The 20963-nt window shown below is 40.0% G+C and carries 15 protein-coding genes; all 15 read right to left on the bottom strand.

Features of this window, described 5'->3' with window-relative positions; translation table 11 throughout:
* Window positions 1-52 precede the first annotated feature (52 nt).
* On the bottom strand, window positions 53-901 hold the full coding sequence (locus tag I593_RS05220; RefSeq protein ID WP_016166527.1) for a TauD/TfdA dioxygenase family protein: 849 nt from the start codon (window positions 899-901) through the stop codon (window positions 53-55).
* A 12-nt stretch (window positions 902-913) separates the two neighbouring features.
* Window positions 914-1900: a quinone oxidoreductase family protein gene (locus I593_RS05225; protein WP_016166528.1), complete on the bottom strand. Its 987-nt coding sequence runs from the start codon at window positions 1898-1900 to the stop codon at window positions 914-916.
* A gap of 378 nt (window positions 1901-2278) precedes the next feature.
* Window positions 2279-3595 (bottom strand): NAD(P)/FAD-dependent oxidoreductase, encoded by a 1317-nt coding sequence (locus I593_RS05230; protein WP_016166529.1) that lies wholly within the window; start codon window positions 3593-3595, stop codon window positions 2279-2281.
* A 648-nt stretch (window positions 3596-4243) separates the two neighbouring features.
* Window positions 4244-6463 carry an OsmC domain/YcaO domain-containing protein gene (locus tag I593_RS05235; RefSeq protein ID WP_016166530.1) on the bottom strand — a complete coding sequence of 740 codons (2220 nt, stop codon included), beginning with the start codon at window positions 6461-6463 and terminating at the stop codon, window positions 4244-4246.
* A 427-nt stretch (window positions 6464-6890) separates the two neighbouring features.
* Complete coding sequence (locus I593_RS05240) at window positions 6891-7346, bottom strand: copper resistance protein NlpE N-terminal domain-containing protein (protein WP_016166531.1); 456 nt, start codon at window positions 7344-7346, stop codon at window positions 6891-6893.
* Complete coding sequence (locus tag I593_RS05245; protein ID WP_081401226.1) at window positions 7347-9527, bottom strand: TonB-dependent receptor; 2181 nt, start codon at window positions 9525-9527, stop codon at window positions 7347-7349. It lies immediately after the preceding gene.
* A 78-nt stretch (window positions 9528-9605) separates the two neighbouring features.
* Window positions 9606-10028, bottom strand: a complete 423-nt coding sequence (locus I593_RS05250) for a DUF2946 family protein (RefSeq protein ID WP_035302224.1) — start codon at window positions 10026-10028, stop codon at window positions 9606-9608.
* A gap of 326 nt (window positions 10029-10354) precedes the next feature.
* Complete coding sequence (locus tag I593_RS05255) at window positions 10355-11752, bottom strand: glutamine synthetase family protein (protein ID WP_026441088.1); 1398 nt, start codon at window positions 11750-11752, stop codon at window positions 10355-10357.
* Window positions 11753-12082: 330 nt separating this feature from the next.
* A complete protein-coding gene (gene murI, locus I593_RS05260; RefSeq protein ID WP_016166535.1) occupies window positions 12083-12883 on the bottom strand; it encodes a glutamate racemase in 801 nt (266 codons plus the stop codon).
* A 23-nt stretch (window positions 12884-12906) separates the two neighbouring features.
* Window positions 12907-13545, bottom strand: a complete 639-nt coding sequence (locus tag I593_RS05265; protein WP_016166536.1) for an HAD family hydrolase — start codon at window positions 13543-13545, stop codon at window positions 12907-12909.
* A gap of 102 nt (window positions 13546-13647) precedes the next feature.
* Window positions 13648-14571, bottom strand: coding sequence for a formimidoylglutamase (gene hutG, locus I593_RS05270; protein WP_026441089.1), 924 nt, complete (start codon window positions 14569-14571; stop codon window positions 13648-13650).
* Window positions 14572-14581: 10 nt separating this feature from the next.
* Window positions 14582-15787 carry an imidazolonepropionase gene (gene hutI, locus I593_RS05275; protein WP_016166538.1) on the bottom strand — a complete coding sequence of 402 codons (1206 nt, stop codon included), beginning with the start codon at window positions 15785-15787 and terminating at the stop codon, window positions 14582-14584.
* A gap of 51 nt (window positions 15788-15838) precedes the next feature.
* Window positions 15839-17251 (bottom strand): amino acid permease, encoded by a 1413-nt coding sequence (locus tag I593_RS05280; RefSeq protein ID WP_005300457.1) that lies wholly within the window; start codon window positions 17249-17251, stop codon window positions 15839-15841.
* Between the two features lie 64 nt (window positions 17252-17315).
* Window positions 17316-18854, bottom strand: a complete 1539-nt coding sequence (gene hutH, locus I593_RS05285) for a histidine ammonia-lyase (protein WP_005300454.1) — start codon at window positions 18852-18854, stop codon at window positions 17316-17318.
* 87 nt (window positions 18855-18941) lie between these two features.
* The gene (hutU, locus tag I593_RS05290) at window positions 18942-20618 is read right to left on the bottom strand and encodes a urocanate hydratase (protein WP_016166539.1); all 1677 of its coding nucleotides are present in this window, start codon (window positions 20616-20618) and stop codon (window positions 18942-18944) included.
* Window positions 20619-20963 lie beyond the last annotated feature (345 nt).

Below are 20963 nucleotides of genomic sequence, written 5' to 3' on the forward strand. Positions count from 1 at the left end.
CCTCGTATAGTGTTCAAATTGTGAATTGAGTAAAATGTTCTAATTCTTAAACTTAGTAAGTGGCATTACCAATAATGCCCGCGCGTTCCATTTTGCGGTGACATGCGGGATAGTCCATGACAGCATAATGCTGTGTGCTACGATTATCCCAAATGGCAATACTGTTTGGCTTCCAACGCCAGCGAACTTGGTACTCTGGAATATAAGCCTGTGAAATTAAATAACGCATTAGATCAGCAGCACCCGGATTGGCATCTTGTCCAAAACGCACCATATCTTTGGTATGAAAATTACTGAAGTGCGTCGTAAATGCATTCACGTACAGAATTTTTTCGCCTGTTTCTGGATGGGTACGAACCACAGGATGCTCTGCATCTGGAAACTGTTGTTTCAGAGCTAACCGTTTTTCAATCGGCATCGCTGCACCAAAGCTAGCTTCTATACTGTGGTAAGCGCGTAAATTGGCAATTTTGGCCTTAACATCATTTGGTAAATTTTCATACGCCATCACCATATTCGTCCACATGGTGTCGCCACCAACTGGAGGACACTCAATACAACGCAGGACACAACCCATTGGTGGAACTTTGCGCCAACTGGCATCGCTATGCCACGCGTTTTCATAGCGATCAATTGGACTTTCTGGACTTTTATAAATTTGCACCAACCCCGGATGCTCTGGATGACTTCCCACCGCAGGATGGTCTTCCAACTGTCCAAAACGCTCTGCAAATGCCACATGCTCAGCACGAGTTAGATTTTGATCTCTTAAGAACAAAACACGATGTTTTAAAAGAAGAGCGCGAATTTCAGAGAACAGACCATCATCATGAATTGCATCTGCCAGATTTATCCCGCTTAGTTCTGCGCCAATATGGCAGCTTAATTGTTCAATTTGCATATGAAATCCTTTTCAAATTACAAAAATAGAAGAACCTGTGGTTTTACGTGATTCCAAATCACGATGTGCCTGTACTGCGTCTTTCAGTTCATAACGTTGATTAATTTCAATTTTGATTCGACCACTTGCGACATGATCAAACAGTTCATTGGCTAAAGCTTGTTTCTCCACTGGGTCGGCAATGTAGTCTGCAAGTGCTGGACGAGTAATATATAATGAGCCTTTTAGTGCCAGCAAAACTGGGTTGAAGTCTGGAATCGGCCCTGATGCCGTACCAACGCACACCATTAAACCACGACGTTTTAATGAGTCTAAAGACGACATAAAGGTATCTTTACCCACACTGTCAAAAACGACATTAACACCAACACCATTGGTTAACTCACGTACACGCTCTGCAACATTTTCATGGCTATAGTTAATTACATGATCACACCCGTGTGCTTTGGCAATCGCAGCTTTTGCATCCGAAGAGGTTGTGCCAATAACCGTTAAACCGAGTAACTTTGCCCACTGCGCCACAATCAAACCCACACCACCTGCCGCAGCGTGTAATAAAATTGTATCTCCTGCCTTAAAGTCATAAATTCGACGCATTAAATAACTAGCAGTTAAACCGCGCATGGTCATTGCAGCTGCTGTCTCGCAGGAAATTTCTTCTGGTAATTTGATTAAAACATTTGCTGCAATTAAACGTGCCGTACTATATGCACCTAAGGTATTTAAAAACCCTGTGTAAGTTACACGTTCCCCGACTTTAAAGTCGGTCACACCCTCACCCACAGCTTCAATTACACCTGCAGCTTCTACCCCCATACCATTGGCTAAAGGAATTTGATAAGTACCATCACGAAAATAAGTATCAGCATAGTTCAAACCAACAGCTACATGTCGCAGTCTTACTTGCCCAGTATCCGGCTCACCGACTATTATATCCTCGTAACGCATTACTTCAGGGGTTCCTGTTTCATAGAACCTGATTGCTTTATTCATCGTCATTTTACTATCCGTGTCGTATTCTTATTCGGTGCTTAAAGAAGCATGTACTCAAACTACAACATAGCTAGGGTGACAACTTCGCATTAGACGACATTGATTTAGCATTTTACGACATGGCATAAGTAAGGATAGCTGCAGACTACAATTCTGTCGAAATCATAACTTGAAACTCTTATGCGTCCCTAGACGGTATAAAACATGAAAATTATTGAATTAAAGCACGCACAATGATCATGAATTTCAAGAAAATTTGCATAAGAACAAAATAAGCTCAAATTTAACCTGATCATTAACCCAATAACAGAGTAGCGATTAGCTCAAATTTGAGCTAATCGCTATACCGTTTTATATCAATAAACTAAATTTATCTGTGAAATATCAATGCATTTTTAATTGTGGTCTAGCCGACTTAGATAAAACATCCTTTAACATCAGAATGCTGGTTTTAAATAATCCATGCAAAGCGATCTGATGAAATCGATATAGTGACATATACATTAAACGAGCTACAAACCCTTCAATATTGATATTGCCCATAACATGTCCAACACTATTACGGTCACTTAAAGACACGAGTGAGCCTTTATCCTTAAAGACAAATTCTGGAAGTGGTTGACCAGCGATATAAGCCGCTAAGGCTTTTTCCAAAAAAATTGCCTGTTGATTGGCGACTTGAGCACGCGGTGCTAAAGGACGCTCCTTTCCTTTTGGTGTATAACTTGCACAATCCCCCATTGCAAAAATTGAATCATCTCGTGTCGTTTGCAAAGTCGGCTTAACGATGAGCTGATTAATACGATTGGTTTCTAATTCTGCAATGTTATTGAGAAAATCTGGGGCTTTAATTCCTGCAGACCAGACCTTTAAGTCAGCAGCTAATTGCGTTCCATCATCAAAATAAATATGTGTTTCATCAATTTTTTGTACTCGACTTTTGGTTCTGACCTGAATACCCATGTTGACTAATTCTGCTTCAGCCAAACTTGATATTTTAGAGTTCAGCACTGGCAATACTCGATCAGCCGCCTCAATTAAGGTAATACATACATTATCGGGTTGAATACTGTCTAAACCATATTTACAAAATTGATGTGCCGCGAAATGCAATTCCGCTGCCAATTCAACCCCTGTTGCACCTGCACCAATAATCGCAATATTCAGTAAGCTACGCTGCGTATCTTCAATTAGGGTATTGGCTTGAGCTTGGAGATATAGATTTAAAAACTCTTTCTGTAAATAATCTGCCTGAGCACGCGAATCCAGACACACACAATGTTCTTTTGCGCCTTCGGTATTAAAGTCATTTGAAGTTGATCCTACTGAAACAACTAAAATATCGTAAGCAATAGAACGACATGGTGCAATTTTCTCACCTAGATGAGAGCTTAATTCCGCAAGTTGAATCTTTTTTTCGGTGCGATCAATATTAATCATTTTCCCCAAAAAGAACTCAAAATGATTTTTATTGGCATGTGCAAAGTAATTCAATTCATCATCATGCGAATTCAATGTTCCTGAAGCCACTTCATGTAAAAGCGGTTTCCAAATGTGGGTTAAAGTTGCATCGACCAAGATAATTTCGGCTTTATTTTTTTTACCTAAACGGTTCCCTAAACGCGTCGCGAGTTCGAGCCCACCTGCTCCACCACCGACAATTACGATACGTTTCTTACAATTTTTGTTTTCCAGTTGCATTGTTGTTTCTCCAATTGTTTGATGGTTAGGAAACGTTCGATTCATAATCATCAAATAATTGTCTAGCGTTCCATTGCGCTTAGAGTTGTATCAAAATGTATCGCAAAATAATAAAATACAAATAAATGATAGTTAACATTTATTTAATAAATAGTTCTAAGAATTTAACGCAATCAGATGAAATTTTTCACTTCAAATATCAGCAACAAAAAATTTAAATATATTTATTTTTATATATTTTTTAAAAATATATTTTGACTAAATTTTAAAAACTCATATAAATTTTATGAAAACAAAGGAGATAAAGTTCTAATTTTTTAATATACAATTCAACTTTCAAATGTTCTTTTTTTGATCAAAATAAGCAATATTTACAAAACAAAGGAAAAAGTTACCCTGCATTTGGCTTCGCTTATCAGGAGAACTTCTGACATGGATCACTTAGAAAATTATGGTTTTTTAAAACTCAAAATAGCCCAAAATTTTGAATAATTTTTTATATGCTGCGTTTAAAAGTCAGCCATTCATATACAAATCTTGGTGCTTAAATAAGACCATTTTTAATAATGACAGCAAGAAAAAGTCACACCCCTTTTTCAAGAGGTATGACTAAAATTATTAGGTTTATTGCAACTCAAATTAAATCAATTAGGCCAACAATTTGACTTTGGCAAGATTCGAATATTTGGCACGTGCAGCATGTAGTTTTTGATAACTATCAAGTAAACGTTGATGACGATCTAACCCTTCAAGTTTCATACTGGTTGGCGTTAAACCATAGAATCGAACACTACCATCGACTGAACCCACGGCTGCATCCATGTGTTCATCACCAAACATACGGCGGAAATTGACTTCATAATCTTCAAGTTCCATTTCATCATCGAGTTCAACTTCTAACACAACATTTAAACATTGGTAGAATAAACCTCGTTCCACTGTATTGGTGTTGTATTGCAAGAAAGTTTCAACCAAGTCTTTGGCTTCTTCAAATTGCTGTAAAGCCAAATAAATCATCAGCTTGAGTTCAAGTATCGTAAGTTGTCCCCAAACCGTATTGTCATCAAACTCAATCCCAATCAGGGTTTTGATATCGGTGTAGTCATCCAACTCGCTTTCTTCTAAACGTTCAACCAAGGCTTCAAGCTGCTCATCATCTAAACGGTGTAAATTCAGCGTGTCTTCGCGGAACCACAACGCCTTATTGGTATTGTCCCAAATTAAGTCTTCAACCAAATAAACTTCTGAATAGCCAGGCACTAAAATACGGCAGGCTGTAGCACCTAAATGCTCATAAACAGCCATATAAACTTCTTTGCCCATATCTTTGAGGATATCAAACAAGATTTTGGCTTCATCAACATTTTTCGCATGTCCTTCAGCACTAAAATCCCAATCGACAAAATCATAATCCGATTTCGCACTAAAGAAACGCCAAGACACCAAGCCACTTGAATCGATAAAGTGTTCTACAAAGTTGTTCGGTTCTGTGACCGCCTGCGAACTAAAAGTTGGACGTGGTAAATCATTTAGTCCTTCAAAACTACGACCTTGCATTAATTCAGTTAAGCTACGTTCAATCGCCACTTGCATATTTGGATGAGCACCAAACGAAGCAAATACGCCACCAGTCCGTGGATTCATTAAGGTGACACACATCACTGGGTACTTTCCGCCCAATGATGCATCTTTCACCAAAATTGGGAACCCTTGCTCTTCTAAGCCTTTAATCCCTTCAATGATGCTCGGATATTGCGCCAGTACATCCGCAGGTACGTCTGGAAGTGCAATTTCCCCTTCAATGATTTCACGCTTCACTGCACGTTCAAAAATCTCGGATAAACATTGAACTTGCGCTTCTGCAAGCGTGTTACCTGCACTCATCCCATTACTTAAATATAAGTTTTCAATCAAATTGGTTGGGAAGTACACCACTTCACCATCTGACTGACGCACGTAAGGTAATGAACAAATACCACGCTCGATATTGCCTGAGTTGGTATCGTATAAATGCGTGCCTAAAAGTTCATTTTCAGGATCATAAATTGCCTTGCAATATTCATCCAGAATCTCTGGTGGTAATTCACCGTTTGGACCAGGTTGGAACCATTTTTCATCTGGATAATGTACAAATTCGGCATTGGCTATTTCTTCACCCCAGAATTGATCATTGTAGAACAAATTACAGTTCAAACGTTCAATAAACTCGCCCAAGGCTGAAGCTAAAGCACTTTCTTTCGTTGCACCTTTGCCATTAGAGAAACACATTGGAGAATGCGCATCACGAATATGCAACGACCATACATTTGGCACAATATTGCGCCAAGACGCAATTTCAATTTTCATGCCTAAGTTCGCCAATAAGCCTGACATGTTGGCAATGGTTTCCTCTAAAGGTAAGTCCTTGCCTGTGATATGAGTCAAGTGTTCAGACGCCAAATTCGGCATTAAAAGCGCTTGTGCATCTGCATCAATACTTTCAACTTCTTCAATGACAAAATCAGGTCCTGTTTGGATCACTTTCTTTACTGTACAGCGGTCAATCGAACGTAAAATCCCTTGGCGGTCTTTTTCTGAAATATCGGCTGGTAGCTCAACTTGGATTTTAAAAATCTGTTTATATCGGTCTTCAGGATCAACAATATTATTTTGCGATAAGCGAATGTTATCGGTTGGAATGTTACGTGCAAGACAATAGACCTTAACAAAGTAAGCGGCACACATCGCTGAAGATGCTAAGAAATAGTCGAATGGTCCTGGGGCTGAACCATCGCCTTTGTAGCGAATAGGTTGGTCAGCAATTACAGTAAAGTCATCAAATTTAGCTTCGAGTCGAAGGTTATCGAGATAATTGACTTTAATTTCCATGTTGGCACCTAATGATGCTTATATGCCTACACAGACAGATAAGCGTCGAAAATATTGAATTAAAAGCAGAATGCAATGAAGAAATTGGTTTGCAAAAAGAATCAGCCAAAGGCTTGGCGCTGATTAAAAAACGGCTTAACGAATGGGCGTAGATTTTACAGATTTCTGGCTCAAAGTGGAAATGCTATCTTGAGATTTATGCAATTTTTCCCATAAGCCCGTACATTTTAAATATGCCCTATATTCAATTGCTCGGTTTTTCCAAAAAACATATCCAAACAATACACATAGTATTCTTTGAGCAAATGAATCCTGTATTGATGAAACATCGTGATATTCCCCTGAATTCTCAGGGAAATATCAAAAGTCTATCCTTGGGTCAATGCGCACCATGCAAGCTTAACATCACAATTTTGATGACAATATGCTAACTCAATTTCTCTAACTGAAAATCTTCAAATACATCAAATGGTCGCCCCGAATTTGGGTCAATAACTTCCACATAATTTTGCCCCCATACGATGAGGTTACGATCTTTCACACCATAAAGTTGAATCTGGAGCTTTCCATCATCATTGAACGCAAATTTTCCGTTAAAAGTTTCAGACTTCTTGTTGCCGCTATTGGCTGTCCGTATCAATTCAAAGCTTTGATCCTGATTTAATTTCAAGTCAATTGTGGATCCTTCACAGCCATCACAGAACGTAGGACAAGTCACGCATGGCGTAATACCTCGGTATTGCCCCACCCACAGTTGCAATTGCGGATCTACAGCTTTTGTGGATTTTTCAGTTTCACGGGTTGAATGTTCAGCTTGTTTTGACTGGCTACAGCCCAAACATAAACTGGCAAAAACGAATGAACACAGTAATGTTTTTTTCATTTAGAAGGTCCAATTCAAGGTAGCGGTTGCCTTAAGTGGTTCACCAGGTTGAACCCAATTATTGGTATAGCTTGCAACGTAATAATCTTGATCAAACAGGTTATCAATATTAAGTTGCACGCGTAAATCAGGACGAAGTTGTGCATACGCCCCCACATTTACAATCGTAAAATCAGGTAAGCTGGTACCATTATCAATATAGTTTGCACTGCGCTTGCCATAATAATTCACATGACCAATCAAGCCTGCATCATATCCCGCAAAGTTGAATTGGTAATTCGCACTCAAATTTGCCGTATGCTTCGGGATATTCTTTAATCTTGCCCCTTTTGCCTCAACCTCACTCTCAACGATAGATGCATCCGTAAACGTATAATTTGCGTTGAGACGTAGCTGATCGGTCAATTGGTGTTGTAATTCAAATTCAACCCCGTGGCTTTGCACGCGTCCACTATCAACATAACTATCACTGATTCCTTCGGTTAAAAGATGTTGTTTATCGAGATCAAAATAAGTGAGTCCCAACCAGCTTTTTGCTCGAAATTGATATTTTGCACCGACTTCCCAACTTTCAGTTTTCTCAGGATCATACAAGTCATTGTTTTTATTTAATCCAGTATTCAGTTCAAAAGCTTTGCCCCAATTCGTATAGAAAGACAGTTTCTCAGTTGGTTGATAATTGATTCCTGCTCGAGGAGTAAATGGTGTAAACGCTTGTTCAGCAGATTTTCCACTACGATGGTCATCGATTTGCTGTTCTAAACGATTTAAACGCCCACCAACAAGTACATTCCACTGATCATTCAAGAAGATTTGATCTTGCAGATTAAATCCCAGCATTTGCTGCGTTTCTTTGGTATTTTTGGTGGTTCGTGTTAATGGCAAAATATTCTGACCATATACGGGGTGATTAAGATTAATCTGACTTGATGCTCCCGCGGCACTACGGCGTTGTAACTGATCAATCGTATAGTGACCTGCTTCTATGTTCGTGACCAACTCATGTCGAATTGACCCCGTATTCAATTTACCCCGCAAAATCGACTGAAAGTTTGTCGTCTCGGTTTCAAATTGACGTGAACGACGGAAACGGTTTGCGGTCTGTCCATCTGTGGCGATGGAAGAAATTTCAGTCGACGTACCTGCCCGCTCGCCATGACTATAGGTGATTGCCGTGGTATTGTTCCAATCATCATTAAATGCATGATTCACGCGCAGTTGAACCATCTGATCTTGAATTTCAATATCACCGTCGCTAGGTTCGCCCAAAAATGTTTTCTTGTTCAGGTTCAATTGCCCATTAACCATTGGAATACCTCGGTCGAATACCCCTTTCGATTGAGCAAACTCGGTATCCAAATTCAACTGGGTTTGCGCTGAAAGCTTCCAAGCCAGTTGCGGCGCAATATAGTAATGTTGATTATCTACTTGATCTCGAAAGCTCTGATTATTTTCATAAGCCAAACCCAGTCGATAAGCCACGTCCTGATTCATTGCACCTGTGGTATCCAATACAGCTCGATATTCTTCAAGGGTGCTACCACTCACACTTAGGCTATTTTTAGATTCCCATTCGGGCTGTTTGGTGGTGATATTCATAATCCCGCCAATTGCCCCTTGTCCATACATTGCTGCCATCGGGCCTTTCAGGAAATCAATCGCGTGGATATTCACCATGTCTCGTGGTGTATGAATACCACTCACCGAACTTAAACCATTGCGCATGTAGATGGTGCCCATATTCGGGTCTGTGCTAAATCCTCGAAAAGAATAATTATCCCAAAAACCACCACCATAACTGTCTTGATAAACCACACCATTGACCAATGACAAGGCATCACTGATCCGTTGAACATGATGATTTTGAATGTCCTCATTGGAAACATGGGACTTTGTAAATGGAACGTCTAATAAGTCATGATTAAATTGGGTAATCGCCTGAGATGAGGTATGCCGCTCATCCTGCTTTTCAGCCGTTAAAGTAATGGTCGACAATTGGGTTGCTTCTGTTTTTGCTTCAACCTCTGCTGCATGACTGTTTTGAGCATTTAAGCCAGATATCGCACCCAGTATTACACTACATAAAACTTTAAAAATTCGAGGGTTAATCTGTGTTTGAATATGTGGCGAAACCATACCGCCATTTCCTTTAAGGAACGGATTTAACTTGAATTGAGACATTTCAATTCCTTTAATGCGTAAAATTCCCTGAGAACTTTCCATGCTTAGAAAAGCTCTCTGACTAAAATGTTGTGAAATTTAGGCAAATAAAGGTGGGGCTCGCCCTTGAGGAGTAAGAAATAGTCGCTGTAAAACAAAAAAGACATGCTTAAATGCTTTTTGGAATGCAAGCATACGAACTTGCATACGCGTAAAGACTTCTTGGATACCAAGATTTAAATGAGCAACTAAATGCCCATACACCGTACAGAAAATACAGTGATGATCTAAATGATGTTGATGCTGAGATGGCTGATTCTGCATGTTTTGCAAATCATGCATAGATTCAGCATGTGCATGATGGCTAGTCTGTTGAGTTGCTTTCGTCTGGACTGCTAATTCAGCAATAGTGATACACACCTGAGCAATTTGGAGTTTCTCAGGTAATAAGGGCTGCAAAAAAACTGCAACATGTATCCACATCGCTATTAAAGCGAGCACGAAAGATGCTCTCAACCCTATTCCGTCTAAAATGATGAACGCGGAAAACTAACATAGATGTAACACTTGAATCAATTACCCTGCCTAAAATTCGAAATACTGTTAAAAATCATTTCTTGATCAACCATATCCAATGCTGAATCAAAGTTCTATTCAGTTCATTTTTGAAATACCTTGTTCTTTTATCACCATATCAATCATTTTTATACTTAGAGGATGCATGATATTTATGCATTCATAATTCCACATCGACATTTTAAAAATTATATTTCAGGGACAGTTGACGATCATGCGAGTCAATTCTCTATCAGATGATTCAACTTTATTCATACGGCTATATTGAGGCTTTAAATATTCCACATTTGTTCTATGGAAGTAATTTGACTATACACATGCTGATGTTCTGCACGTTTAACAGCACACCAAAGTTCCATAAAACGCTTACCCAAATAGCTCTGTAAAATATGGTTTTCTTTAAACAGTGCTAAAGCATCCAACTGATTTGTCGCTAAAAAAATACGTTCAGCAGGATCACTCATTTGGTTCGTTGCTGTAGGAACGACTAAAGGATGGGTCAAGCCATGTAATGTTCCAATCAAAATCACGGCAATGGTCAAATATGGATTACAGTCTGCACCTGCCACTCGATATTCTAATCGACTATTTTCAGCATCCGAACATGGAATCCGAATTGCGACATTGCGGTTATTCAGTCCCCAATTTGCCTCTAAAGGCACATGGTTGCCTTTCTGAAAGCGTCGAAAAGAATTGATATTAGGTGCAAGTATCGCCATGCTTGGAGGTAAAAGTAGAATCAGCCCGCTAATCACTTTTAATAATTCAGCTGATACCGATTCATTTGGCCGCATACGGAATACATTCCGTTTGGCTCGATCTAAAAGACTCATATGAAAGTGCATACCACTCCCTGCTTTATGAAGATCAGGTTTTGCTAAGAAACTGGCCTTTAATCCATTTTTTAAAGCCACTTGTTTGATCGTGCGCTTTAAAAGCATAATTTGGTCGCATAATTTAAGAATATCGTCCATATGCTGAATATTAATTTCATATTGCCCAGCAGATGATTCAGCCACAATGCCCGTAATGTTTATACCTTGCAAAGCAGCAATATATTCAACTTCATCTAGAACCTGTTGATAGCTATTAGGCGCCTGAACATCAAAACACTGGCTAGATACCATAGTCCCTGCATTTGCATTCTGATCGGATAGGTAAAACTCTAATTCCGCAGCCATACATGGATATAAATGCTGCTTTTCTAGTTGTGCCAATATGTTCTTTAAAATATTTCGTGGTTCATATTCGCAATCAGCGCCCCCTTCTTTCATACTTAATAATAATTGAGCATTCAATTCAGGCTCTAACGGACAAGGCTGCAAACTTCCTAATACTGGTTTGCAAAAATAATCTGGCTCTCCAATTCGTTTTCCCAATCCAGTTTCTTCTATCACCTCCCCATCTAGGCTCATCGCATAAATCGAGAGCGGAAAATAACACCCTTTACTCAGTTTTCTAAGACTGCTTACATCGATTCGTTTACCACGCATGTGGCCATTAATGTCATGCAGACAAATATCAATATGCTTGGTATTGGGATATCGAGTGAAATAGTTTTCTACTTCTTCTAAAAACAATATTTCGTCTAAATCCAAAGTTGAAGGATCAAGGGGGATGTTTATTCTTGAACTGTGTTGTTTATCTTGTATCGTGAGTAAGCTACTCATCATCTCTAGCCCTATTCATTTGAATGGACTCAAGATAAATGAGGCATGCCATGAAGTAACGTAAATGTTGCGTAACTTTTTAAAATAACCATATAAAACAAAATTTTAAAATCTATTTAACCTTTATTTTATTTGTTCAAAGGTGCTCATTTCAGGCTTATGACTGCATAAAATTAAATAAAAAAGCCCGAAATCATCTCGAGCTTTTTAAATCAGACTAAATTTGTTGACTGCTTTAGCCAATTACATCAGTCAAAAATTTACGAAATCAAAAAATCTACATCCCTTATGGGTAGACTCATTTTTATGGGCTTAGACGTTTTTTTAACTTTAAAAACCTGTAGTTTCTACGGGTAAATGAGTACCTAACAAAGAAAAAGTCACGTCCGCAACTTCCAACGGGTCTGAACTGGTCCAAATAATATGATTCCCCTCATGTGTACGTTCAGAACTTAAATGATATTGATTGAGTTGCCGAATTAATTGCGCTGTTACAGCTTCCGAAGGCTCAATAATTTGAATATCACGACCTATAATTTCCTGAATCGTATCTGCGACAAAGGGATAGTGTGTGCAACCTAAAATAATCGTATCGACTTTTTGCTCGACCAATGGCGCCAAAATGTTTTTTAAATAATCCTTAACTTCCGCAGTATGTGCTTTGCCCGTTTCAATTTTTTCAGCCAAACCAATACACGGCACTAAAGACACTTTAATATCTTGCGCATACGTTTCAATTAAACTTTTTAAGTTTTTGCCCTTCACCGTGGTTGCAGTTGCCAAGACTGCAATATGCTTGCTCATGGTCATGGCTACTGCGGGTTTTACCGCTGGTTCTATCGCAATAAGTGGCACATTAATTTGCGCTCTGATTGTTTCAATCGCTACAGCCGTCATGGTGTTACAAGCAACAACAATCGCTTTGCACTTCCCGTCATTTATAAGATTCGAGATTAAGTGAGTGGTTCTTGAAACAATCCAGTCACTTTCTTTGTCCCCATAAGGAACATATTTTGAGTCCGCGAAATAGATAATATCTTCATTCGGAAGGGCCTGCCGAATATGCTTAAATAGTGACAGCCCGCCTAAACCAGAATCAATCATTCCAATCGGGTTGTTATTGTTACTCATAATTTATCCTGTATTTCATATATTTAGAAAAATTCTTTCATGGTTGCCAAATCTTTGAGCAAAACTTTGGGTTGAATGGTTTTTAATTTTTCAGCCGATGTATAACCCCAACCTACCGCAGCAAAATCAATACCTGCTTCATGTGCAGCTTCGCCATCCGTGGTTTGGTCGCCGACATAAATGACCTGCTCTTTACTTAAATTTAAAATGTTGAGAACACGCCTAATTCTTTTTGCCTTACCAAATACAGAAGAGCCACCATCAATATGAGCAAAAAGCTCACAGAGTTCTTTACCCAGAAGATTTTGACAGTTTTCTTTAGAGTTTGAAGTAATAATTGCGAGCGTATACCCTCGATTATGCAGTTGTACTAACTGATCCTGCATACCTTCAAACATATAAATGCCTTGATCTCTTTCTTTCATTAAACGAATGAAATCTTTGGCAATCCATGGCAGTTTCCATCTAGAAACATTGATCTCTTTCATTATTTCTCTAGGCGTGAGTTGTTTGTAGTACTCAACCTCATGAAGGCCTACTGATTTAAAGTTATATTTTGTAGAAAGTTGATTTAAAGCACCTAAAAAGAAGCTAAAAGAATCAACTAAAGTACCATCTAAATCAAAAATAATAGCCTGATATTCTTTTAGGTTTTTTTCCATTTCTAATTTCGAAAATATATTTTTTATTATTATATTATGTTTTTTATAGCCTTTTAACTCAGACCTTAACTGAAGACCTGAGTTAAAATTATATTCTTTAACTTATTGATTAAATAAATATTGATAAACAATATACGCTGCCAGTTTTGCTGTTCTATTGTCTAAATCAAATTTTGGATTGCATTCAGCAATATCTAGAAGTTTAATTTTTCCAGTCTCTTGAATATGCTGAAAAATTGCTTCAAAAGTGGCTAAATCAATTCCTTTTACAGCTGGCGCACTGACTCCAGGTGCAACCGCGGCTGCGAAGACATCTAAATCAATCGTAACGTACAAACAGTCTACTTTTTCAATAAAAGCATCAACCGCCGCGAGCACGTTGTTTAGGTTAAAAATATTAACCTCATGATCGCGTAAATATGAACAATTTAGAGCATCGGCTGTATCAAACAAAACTTTAGTATTGGCATGGTTCGCTACCCCAATACATAAATAATTAAATTGTTTTTGATGCTGCTCTGAAAGTCTTGCTGCTTGTAAAAAAGGTGTTCCAGAAGTTGCATGCTCTGCTTCACGCAAATCGAAATGGGCATCGAAATTAATAATGCCTATTTTTTTATCTGGTGCGTGGGCTTGTACATATTGGAACAGACCGCTAAAGCTACCAAATGCGACTTCATGTCCACCACCAAGTACAATCGGTTTTAAACCATTTTGTAGGCTGGTTGCGACTTGCTCCGCCAACTCGGTTTGTGCTTGCTCTAAATTGTCATATTCACAGGTCACTGTACCCAAATCGACAATACTGACTGGACGATGGATAGGTAAATTGGCAAGCTGATTACGGATTGCATCTGGCGCATCAGCAGCACCGACTCGACCTTTATTACGTTTCACGCCTTCATCAGAGCTAAAACCAATCAACGCAAATTCAGCATGTTGGGTTTTATTCATAATATGGTGAATACGTTGGTGTACTTCACCCTCGCCATCATGGCGACCTTGCCATTTAAATGTGTGATTCATGTGACACCGTTTAAAAAATAACTTCTTGTCCATGCTGAATGACTCGCTTAGGCAAATCGCCGCCAAGCCAGTAAACAATTTCAGATGGATGCTCAATATCCCAAGCCACAAAGTCAGCGACTTTACCCTGCTCCAGACTGCCGTGCGTTTGCTCTAAACCAAGTGCTTGTGCAGCATGAATGGTGACACCAGCTAATGCTTGCTCAGGCGTTAAACGGAAGAACGTGCTGCCCATGTTCAGCATTAAACGTACAGAAAGTGCTGGAGATGTACCCGGATTTAAATCACTCGAAAGCGCAATACGCACGCCATGTTTAATGAGACTTTCAATCGGTGGATATTGTGTTTCACGTAATAAATAAAACGCACCCGGTAATAACACAGCAACCGTACCCGACTCTGCCATGGCTTTGACATCATCTTCGGTCATGTACTCTAAATGGTCAGCCGACAAAGCATGATAACGTGCTGCCAAGCTTGAGCCACCTAATGATGAGAGCTGTTCAGCATGAAGCTTAACGGGTAGACCCAATGATTGTGCTGTTTTAAAAACACGTTCGACCTGAGCAGGTGAAAATGCTAAATGCTCGCAGAATGCATCAACTGCATCGACTAAACCTTCAGCATGCAGTTTAGGCAACATTTCTGTACAGATATGCTCGATATAAGCATCGCTTTGGTCTTTGTACTCTGGCGGTAAAGCATGAGCAGCTAAACAGGTACTTTTGACCGTCATTGGTAAAACTTCACCAATTTGACGGATCACACGCAGCATTTTGCGCTCGTTTTCGTAGTTGAGTCCGTAACCAGACTTAATTTCGATGGTCGTTACACCTTCTTGTTGCATGCAACGAATACGTTTAAGTGCTGAATTTAAGAGTTGTTCTTCGCTTGCTTCACGCGTTGCACGTACTGTACTGGCAATACCGCCACCGCTTGCTGCAATTTCAGCATAACTTACACCTTGTAAGCGTCTTTCAAACTCAACGCTACGGTTGCCACCAAAAACACTATGCGTATGACAGTCGATGAAACCTGGGGTCACCCAAGCACCGTTTAAATCAACTGTTTCGGAATAAGTGTCGGCAGGAAGTTGTTGTTGTTTTCCAATCCAATGGATGAGATGCCCTTCGGTAACAATTGCAGCATCTTCAATGTAGGAGTATTGCCCATTTTGCATGGTCGCAATGTGGCAATTCTGCCAAAGTTTTTTCATGAGCCTTTCCTCAAAACTGCCCAATAGTTAAACCATTGGGCAGTTCATTTGTTAGCTTTCTATCTCAACATTTTGCTGGATAGGATTACTTTCCTTTCCCAAGTTTTGCTGTGGTTTTACCCATATGCGATAAGCAATAGTTAAGAGTGCAAGCCATGTTATTCCGACATAAATTGCAGGACGTGAATCAGGGAAATAACCCATCATCACTAAAATAAACACCATAAAACCAATCGCGAACGCAGGTGCAACTGGCCAACCCCATACAGGGAAATCAAGTGCTTTAATTTCAGCAGTAGATAATTTACGGCGCATTGCAACTTGCGAAAGCAAAATCATGAGCCATACCCAAACCGTTGCAAAAGTCGCAATTGATGCAATGATCATGAATACATTTTCAGGAATCAGATAGTTCAGCACCACACCAATTAACAGCACACCAGCCATAACTACGACAGTCATCCAAGGCACACCATTACGCGATAATTTTTGGAAAATGCGAGGTGCTTGACCACGGTTTGCCATACCATAAAGCATACGGCCAGCGCCAAATACATCACTATTAATTGCCGAAATCGCAGCAGTCACCACCACAATATTTAGAATATTCGCAGCAGATTTAATGCCTAAATTTTCAAAAATTTGTACGAATGGGCTACCTTGGCTACCAATTTGATTCCATGGGAAAATCGACATCAAAACAAAAATGGTCAGTACATAGAAAAGTAAAATACGTACTGGAACAGCATTAATTGCTTTTGGCAAAGTGGTTTTAGGGTCTTGTGATTCGCCAGCAGTTAAACCAATAATTTCGATACCACCGAAAGCAAATACAACCACAGATAAACATGCAACTAAGCCTGCAATGCCATGCGGCATAAAGCCATCATAAATCCATAAGTTTTGAATACCCGGTACCACACTGCTATGGTCAGCGTGGAAGCCATAGAACATTAAGCCTATTCCACCTAAAATCATGGCAACAATGGCACTGACTTTAATGATGGAAAGCCAGAATTCGAGTTCACCAAAGACTTTAACGTGAATCAGGTTAATGGCACCCAAGAACATAATGAGAGATAAAATCCAGATCCACCGTGGTACATCGGGATACCAGAATCCCATATAAATACCAAAAGCGGTGACATCGGCAATCGCGACAATCACCATTTCAAAAACATAAGTCCAGCCTGTCGTAAAACCTGCCAGAGGACTAATGTATTGTGATGCATAGTGACTAAATGAACCGGATACTGGGTTATGGACAGCCATTTCACCCAGTGCGCGCATAACGATATAAATTGCAATCCCTGCAACGATATACGCCAATAATACTGAAGGCCCCGCCATTTTAATGGCGGTAGCCGAACCATAGAAAAGCCCAGTTCCAATTGCTGAGCCCAATGCCAAGAAACGAATATGGCGGGTGTTCAATCCCCGCTGTAGTGTGGAGTTTTGTGACATTATAATCTCCAATCCTTGAGGAAATTTAGTTAGATTCGGCCACTCCATGTGACCGTTTTATCAATCACACTTCAGATAAACTAGGGAGTAGTTTTGGAATAAGTAACTCGTTTAAACAGCCACTCGAAAGTAATTCACTTGCTTGTTCAATATCAGGAGCAAAGAAACGGTCTTCACTGTAGTAAGGAACTTGATCGCGCAAGATTTTACGAGCTTGTTCAAGTTTAGGCGAGCTTTTTAAGCCTTCACGGAAGTCTAGACCCTGACAAGCGCCTAACCATTCGACAGCTAAAATGCCACGGACGTTATCAGCCATATACCAAAGACGTTTACCTGCATTCGGAGCCATTGATACATGGTCTTCCTGATTCGCTGAAGTTGGCAAACTATCAACACTTGCTGGATGCGCAAGTGCTTTGTTATCACTCGCAAGAGCTGCTGCTGTCACTTGAGCAATCATGAAACCTGAGTTCACACCGCCATTTGCAACCAAGAACGGTGGAAGCTGTGACATGTGGCGGTCCATCATCATCGAAATACGACGTTCTGAAAGTGAACCAATTTCTGCGATTGCCAATGCTAAATTATCTGCCGCCATTGCTACAGGTTCTGCATGGAAGTTACCACCAGAAATCACATCACCTTGTTCTGCGAAAACAAGTGGGTTATCAGATACAGCATTTGCTTCAATTTCTAAAACTTCAGCAGCCTGACGGATTTGAGTTAGACATGCACCCATCACCTGTGGTTGGCAACGTAAAGAATACGGATCTTGAACTTTGCTACAGTCTTCGTGTGAATGTGCAATTTCACTCGAATCCGTCAATAAGTCACGATAAGCCGCAGCAACATCAATTTGACCACGTTGACCACGTACTTCATGAATACGTGCATCGAACGGTGAGCGTGAACCCAGCATTGCTTCAACACTTAAGCCACCACAAACTGTCGCAGCAGCAAATAAATCTTCAGCTTCAAACAAGCCACGTAAAGCATAAGCAGTCGAAACTTGTGTACCGTTTAAAAGTGCCAAGCCTTCTTTCGCTGCTAAAGAAATTGGTTCTAAGCCTGCAATTTTTAAAGCTTCAACTGCTGGCAACCATTCACCTTTATAACGCGCTTTACTTTCACCAAGTAAAATCAAAGACATATGTGCAAGTGGTGCTAAGTCACCTGAAGCGCCTACTGAACCTTTAAGAGGAATGTGCGGATAAACTTCAGCATTAATTAAAGCCAACAAAGCATCAATGACTTTACGGCGAATACCTGAGAAGCCACGTGCCAAGCTATTTGCTTTCAATAGAATAATTAAACGAACCATTGCATCATCAAGTGCTTCACCTACACCTGCTGCATGGGAAAGAACCAATGAACGTTGTAACTTTTCTAAATCTTCAGGAGCAATCTTGGTTGAAGCAAGTAAACCAAAACCTGTGTTAATGCCGTAAGCTGTACGCCCTTCATTTACAATCTGTTCTACACAAGCCACGCTTGCATTGATTGCAGCTGAAGCACTTTCATCTAATTTAACTTTAATCGGGTTGAGGTAAGCTTGACGTAAATCAGCTAAGGTTAATTTTCCCGGTTGGATCAGTAATTCCATGTTGGCTTCCTAATTTTTTGCACTATATTCTGCTGAGACAGTGCTTTTCACAATTGCAAAAAGCACCGCCAGTTCTTCCATGTATTTTTATTGCGTGATCATTGGCAAGTTTAAGCCTTGCTCTTTCGCACAGTTAATCGCAATTTCATAACCGGCATCGGCATGACGCATAACACCTGTTGCAGGGTCATTGGTCAGTACACGAGCAATACGTGCAGCAGCTTCATCTGTACCGTCACACACAATCACAACGCCTGAGTGTTGAGAGAAGCCCATACCTACACCACCACCATGGTGTAAAGAAACCCAAGTTGCGCCGCCTGCTGTATTAAGCAAAGCGTTTAATAAAGGCCAGTCTGATACTGCATCTGATCCATCTTGCATTGCTTCAGTTTCACGGTTTGGACTCGCAACTGAACCTGAGTCTAAGTGGTCACGACCAATCACAACTGGAGCTGATAATTCACCGCTACGAACCATTTCGTTAAATGCCAAACCAAGTTTTGCACGTAAGCCTAGACCAACCCAACAAATACGTGCTGGTAAGCCTTGGAAGCTAATGCGTTCACGAGCCATGTCTAACCAGTGATGTAAATGTTCATCATCAGGAATTAATTCTTTAACTTTGGCATCTGTTTTATAAATGTCTTCTGGGTCACCAGAAAGCGCTGCCCAACGGAATGGACCAATGCCGCGGCAGAACAATGGACGGATATATGCAGGTACGAAGCCAGGGAAATCAAAAGCGTTTTCTACGCCTTCTTCTTTCGCCATTTGACGGATGTTATTACCGTAGTCAAATGTTGGAACACCCATTTTTTGGAAATCGAGCATCGCTTGTACGTGTTTCGCCATCGACTGTTTTGCAGCTTTTACAACAGCTTCTGGTTCAGTTTTGGCACGTTCACGGTATTCATCCCAAGTCCAGCCTACTGGTAAGTAGCCATTGAGTGGATCGTGTGCACTTGTTTGGTCGGTTACCATGTCAGGACGTACACCACGGCGAACAAGCTCAGGTAAAATTTCTGCAGCATTGCCATGAAGTGCAATTGAAATGACCTTGCCTTCTTTGGTGTAACGATCAATACGCGCTAAAGCATCATCTAAATCAGTTGCTTGTTCATCTACATAACGAGTACGTAAACGGAAATCGATACTTGCTTGTTGGCATTCAATGTTTAAAGAACACGCACCTGCAAGTGTTGCAGCTAAAGGCTGAGCGCCCCCCATACCGCCTAAACCAGCAGTAAGAACCCAACGGCCTTTTAGATCACCGTTGTAGTGTTGGCGGCCTGCTTCAACGAAAGTTTCGTAAGTCCCTTGTACAATGCCTTGGCTACCAATGTAGATCCATGAACCTGCTGTCATTTGACCATACATGGCCAAACCTTTGGCATCGAGTTCATTAAAGTGTTCCCAATTGGCCCAGTGTGGCACCAAGTTTGAATTGGCAATTAACACACGCGGTGCATCTTTATGGGTTTTAAATACACCTACCGGTTTACCTGATTGCACCAAAAGGGTTTCGTCTTCTTCAAGTTTTTTGAGTGTTTCTACAATTTTATCGAAGCATTCCCAGTCACGCGCTGCACGGCCAATACCCCCATACACAACAAGTTCTTTGGGGTTTTCAGCCACATCAGGGTCAAGGTTATTCATTAACATGCGCAACGGTGCTTCTGTTAACCAGCTTTTTGTATTTAAAGTTGTCCCTCTAGGTGCACGAATTTCAATGTCACGATAACGTGGATTATTTGCTTTCACAAACAGACTCCTTTCCTTTTAAAAATAATGTCCACAAGAATCTTCTTATGGGAAACCACATGTTCATACTTGTATATACATATATATACTATATATTTTTTCATTAATGCAATAATTTTTTTAATTTTCCATCAACCCATTAATTTAAATACAAAAAAAAATGCATAAGAAGACTTATGCATTTCCGAAAAAAATTGAATTTCTAAATTTTAAGCTTAGAACTTGTATGACTTCACGCTGTTCAACCAGCGTTTTTATTGAATACACCAGAGTAGCAACGTTGTGGATCATAGTAGATGAATCTTCAAATTGAAGGATTCATTTTTTTAAATTTGAACTTTTATC

Source organism: Acinetobacter tandoii DSM 14970 = CIP 107469 (assembly GCF_000400735.1).
In the GTDB taxonomy this organism is placed as follows: Bacteria; Pseudomonadota; Gammaproteobacteria; order Pseudomonadales; family Moraxellaceae; genus Acinetobacter; species Acinetobacter tandoii.

Bases quoted from the DNA above. Each gene is read 5' to 3' on its own strand.
- I593_RS05220 (WP_016166527.1), bottom strand. From the start codon at position 901: ATGCAAATTGAACAATTAAGCTGCCATATTGGCGCAGAACTAAGCGGG.
- I593_RS05225 (WP_016166528.1), bottom strand. From the start codon at position 1,900: ATGACGATGAATAAAGCAATCAGGTTCTATGAAACAGGAACCCCTGAA.
- I593_RS05230 (WP_016166529.1), bottom strand. From the start codon at position 3,595: ATGCAACTGGAAAACAAAAATTGTAAGAAACGTATCGTAATTGTCGGT.
- I593_RS05235 (WP_016166530.1), bottom strand. From the start codon at position 6,463: ATGGAAATTAAAGTCAATTATCTCGATAACCTTCGACTCGAAGCTAAA.
- I593_RS05240 (WP_016166531.1), bottom strand. From the start codon at position 7,346: ATGAAAAAAACATTACTGTGTTCATTCGTTTTTGCCAGTTTATGTTTG.
- I593_RS05245 (WP_081401226.1), bottom strand. From the start codon at position 9,527: ATGTCTCAATTCAAGTTAAATCCGTTCCTTAAAGGAAATGGCGGTATG.
- I593_RS05255 (WP_026441088.1), bottom strand. From the start codon at position 11,752: ATGAGTAGCTTACTCACGATACAAGATAAACAACACAGTTCAAGAATA.
- murI (WP_016166535.1), bottom strand. From the start codon at position 12,883: ATGAGTAACAATAACAACCCGATTGGAATGATTGATTCTGGTTTAGGC.
- I593_RS05265 (WP_016166536.1), bottom strand. From the start codon at position 13,545: ATGGAAAAAAACCTAAAAGAATATCAGGCTATTATTTTTGATTTAGAT.
- hutG (WP_026441089.1), bottom strand. From the start codon at position 14,571: ATGAATCACACATTTAAATGGCAAGGTCGCCATGATGGCGAGGGTGAA.
- hutI (WP_016166538.1), bottom strand. From the start codon at position 15,787: ATGAAAAAACTTTGGCAGAATTGCCACATTGCGACCATGCAAAATGGG.
- I593_RS05280 (WP_005300457.1), bottom strand. From the start codon at position 17,251: ATGTCACAAAACTCCACACTACAGCGGGGATTGAACACCCGCCATATT.
- hutH (WP_005300454.1), bottom strand. From the start codon at position 18,854: ATGGAATTACTGATCCAACCGGGAAAATTAACCTTAGCTGATTTACGT.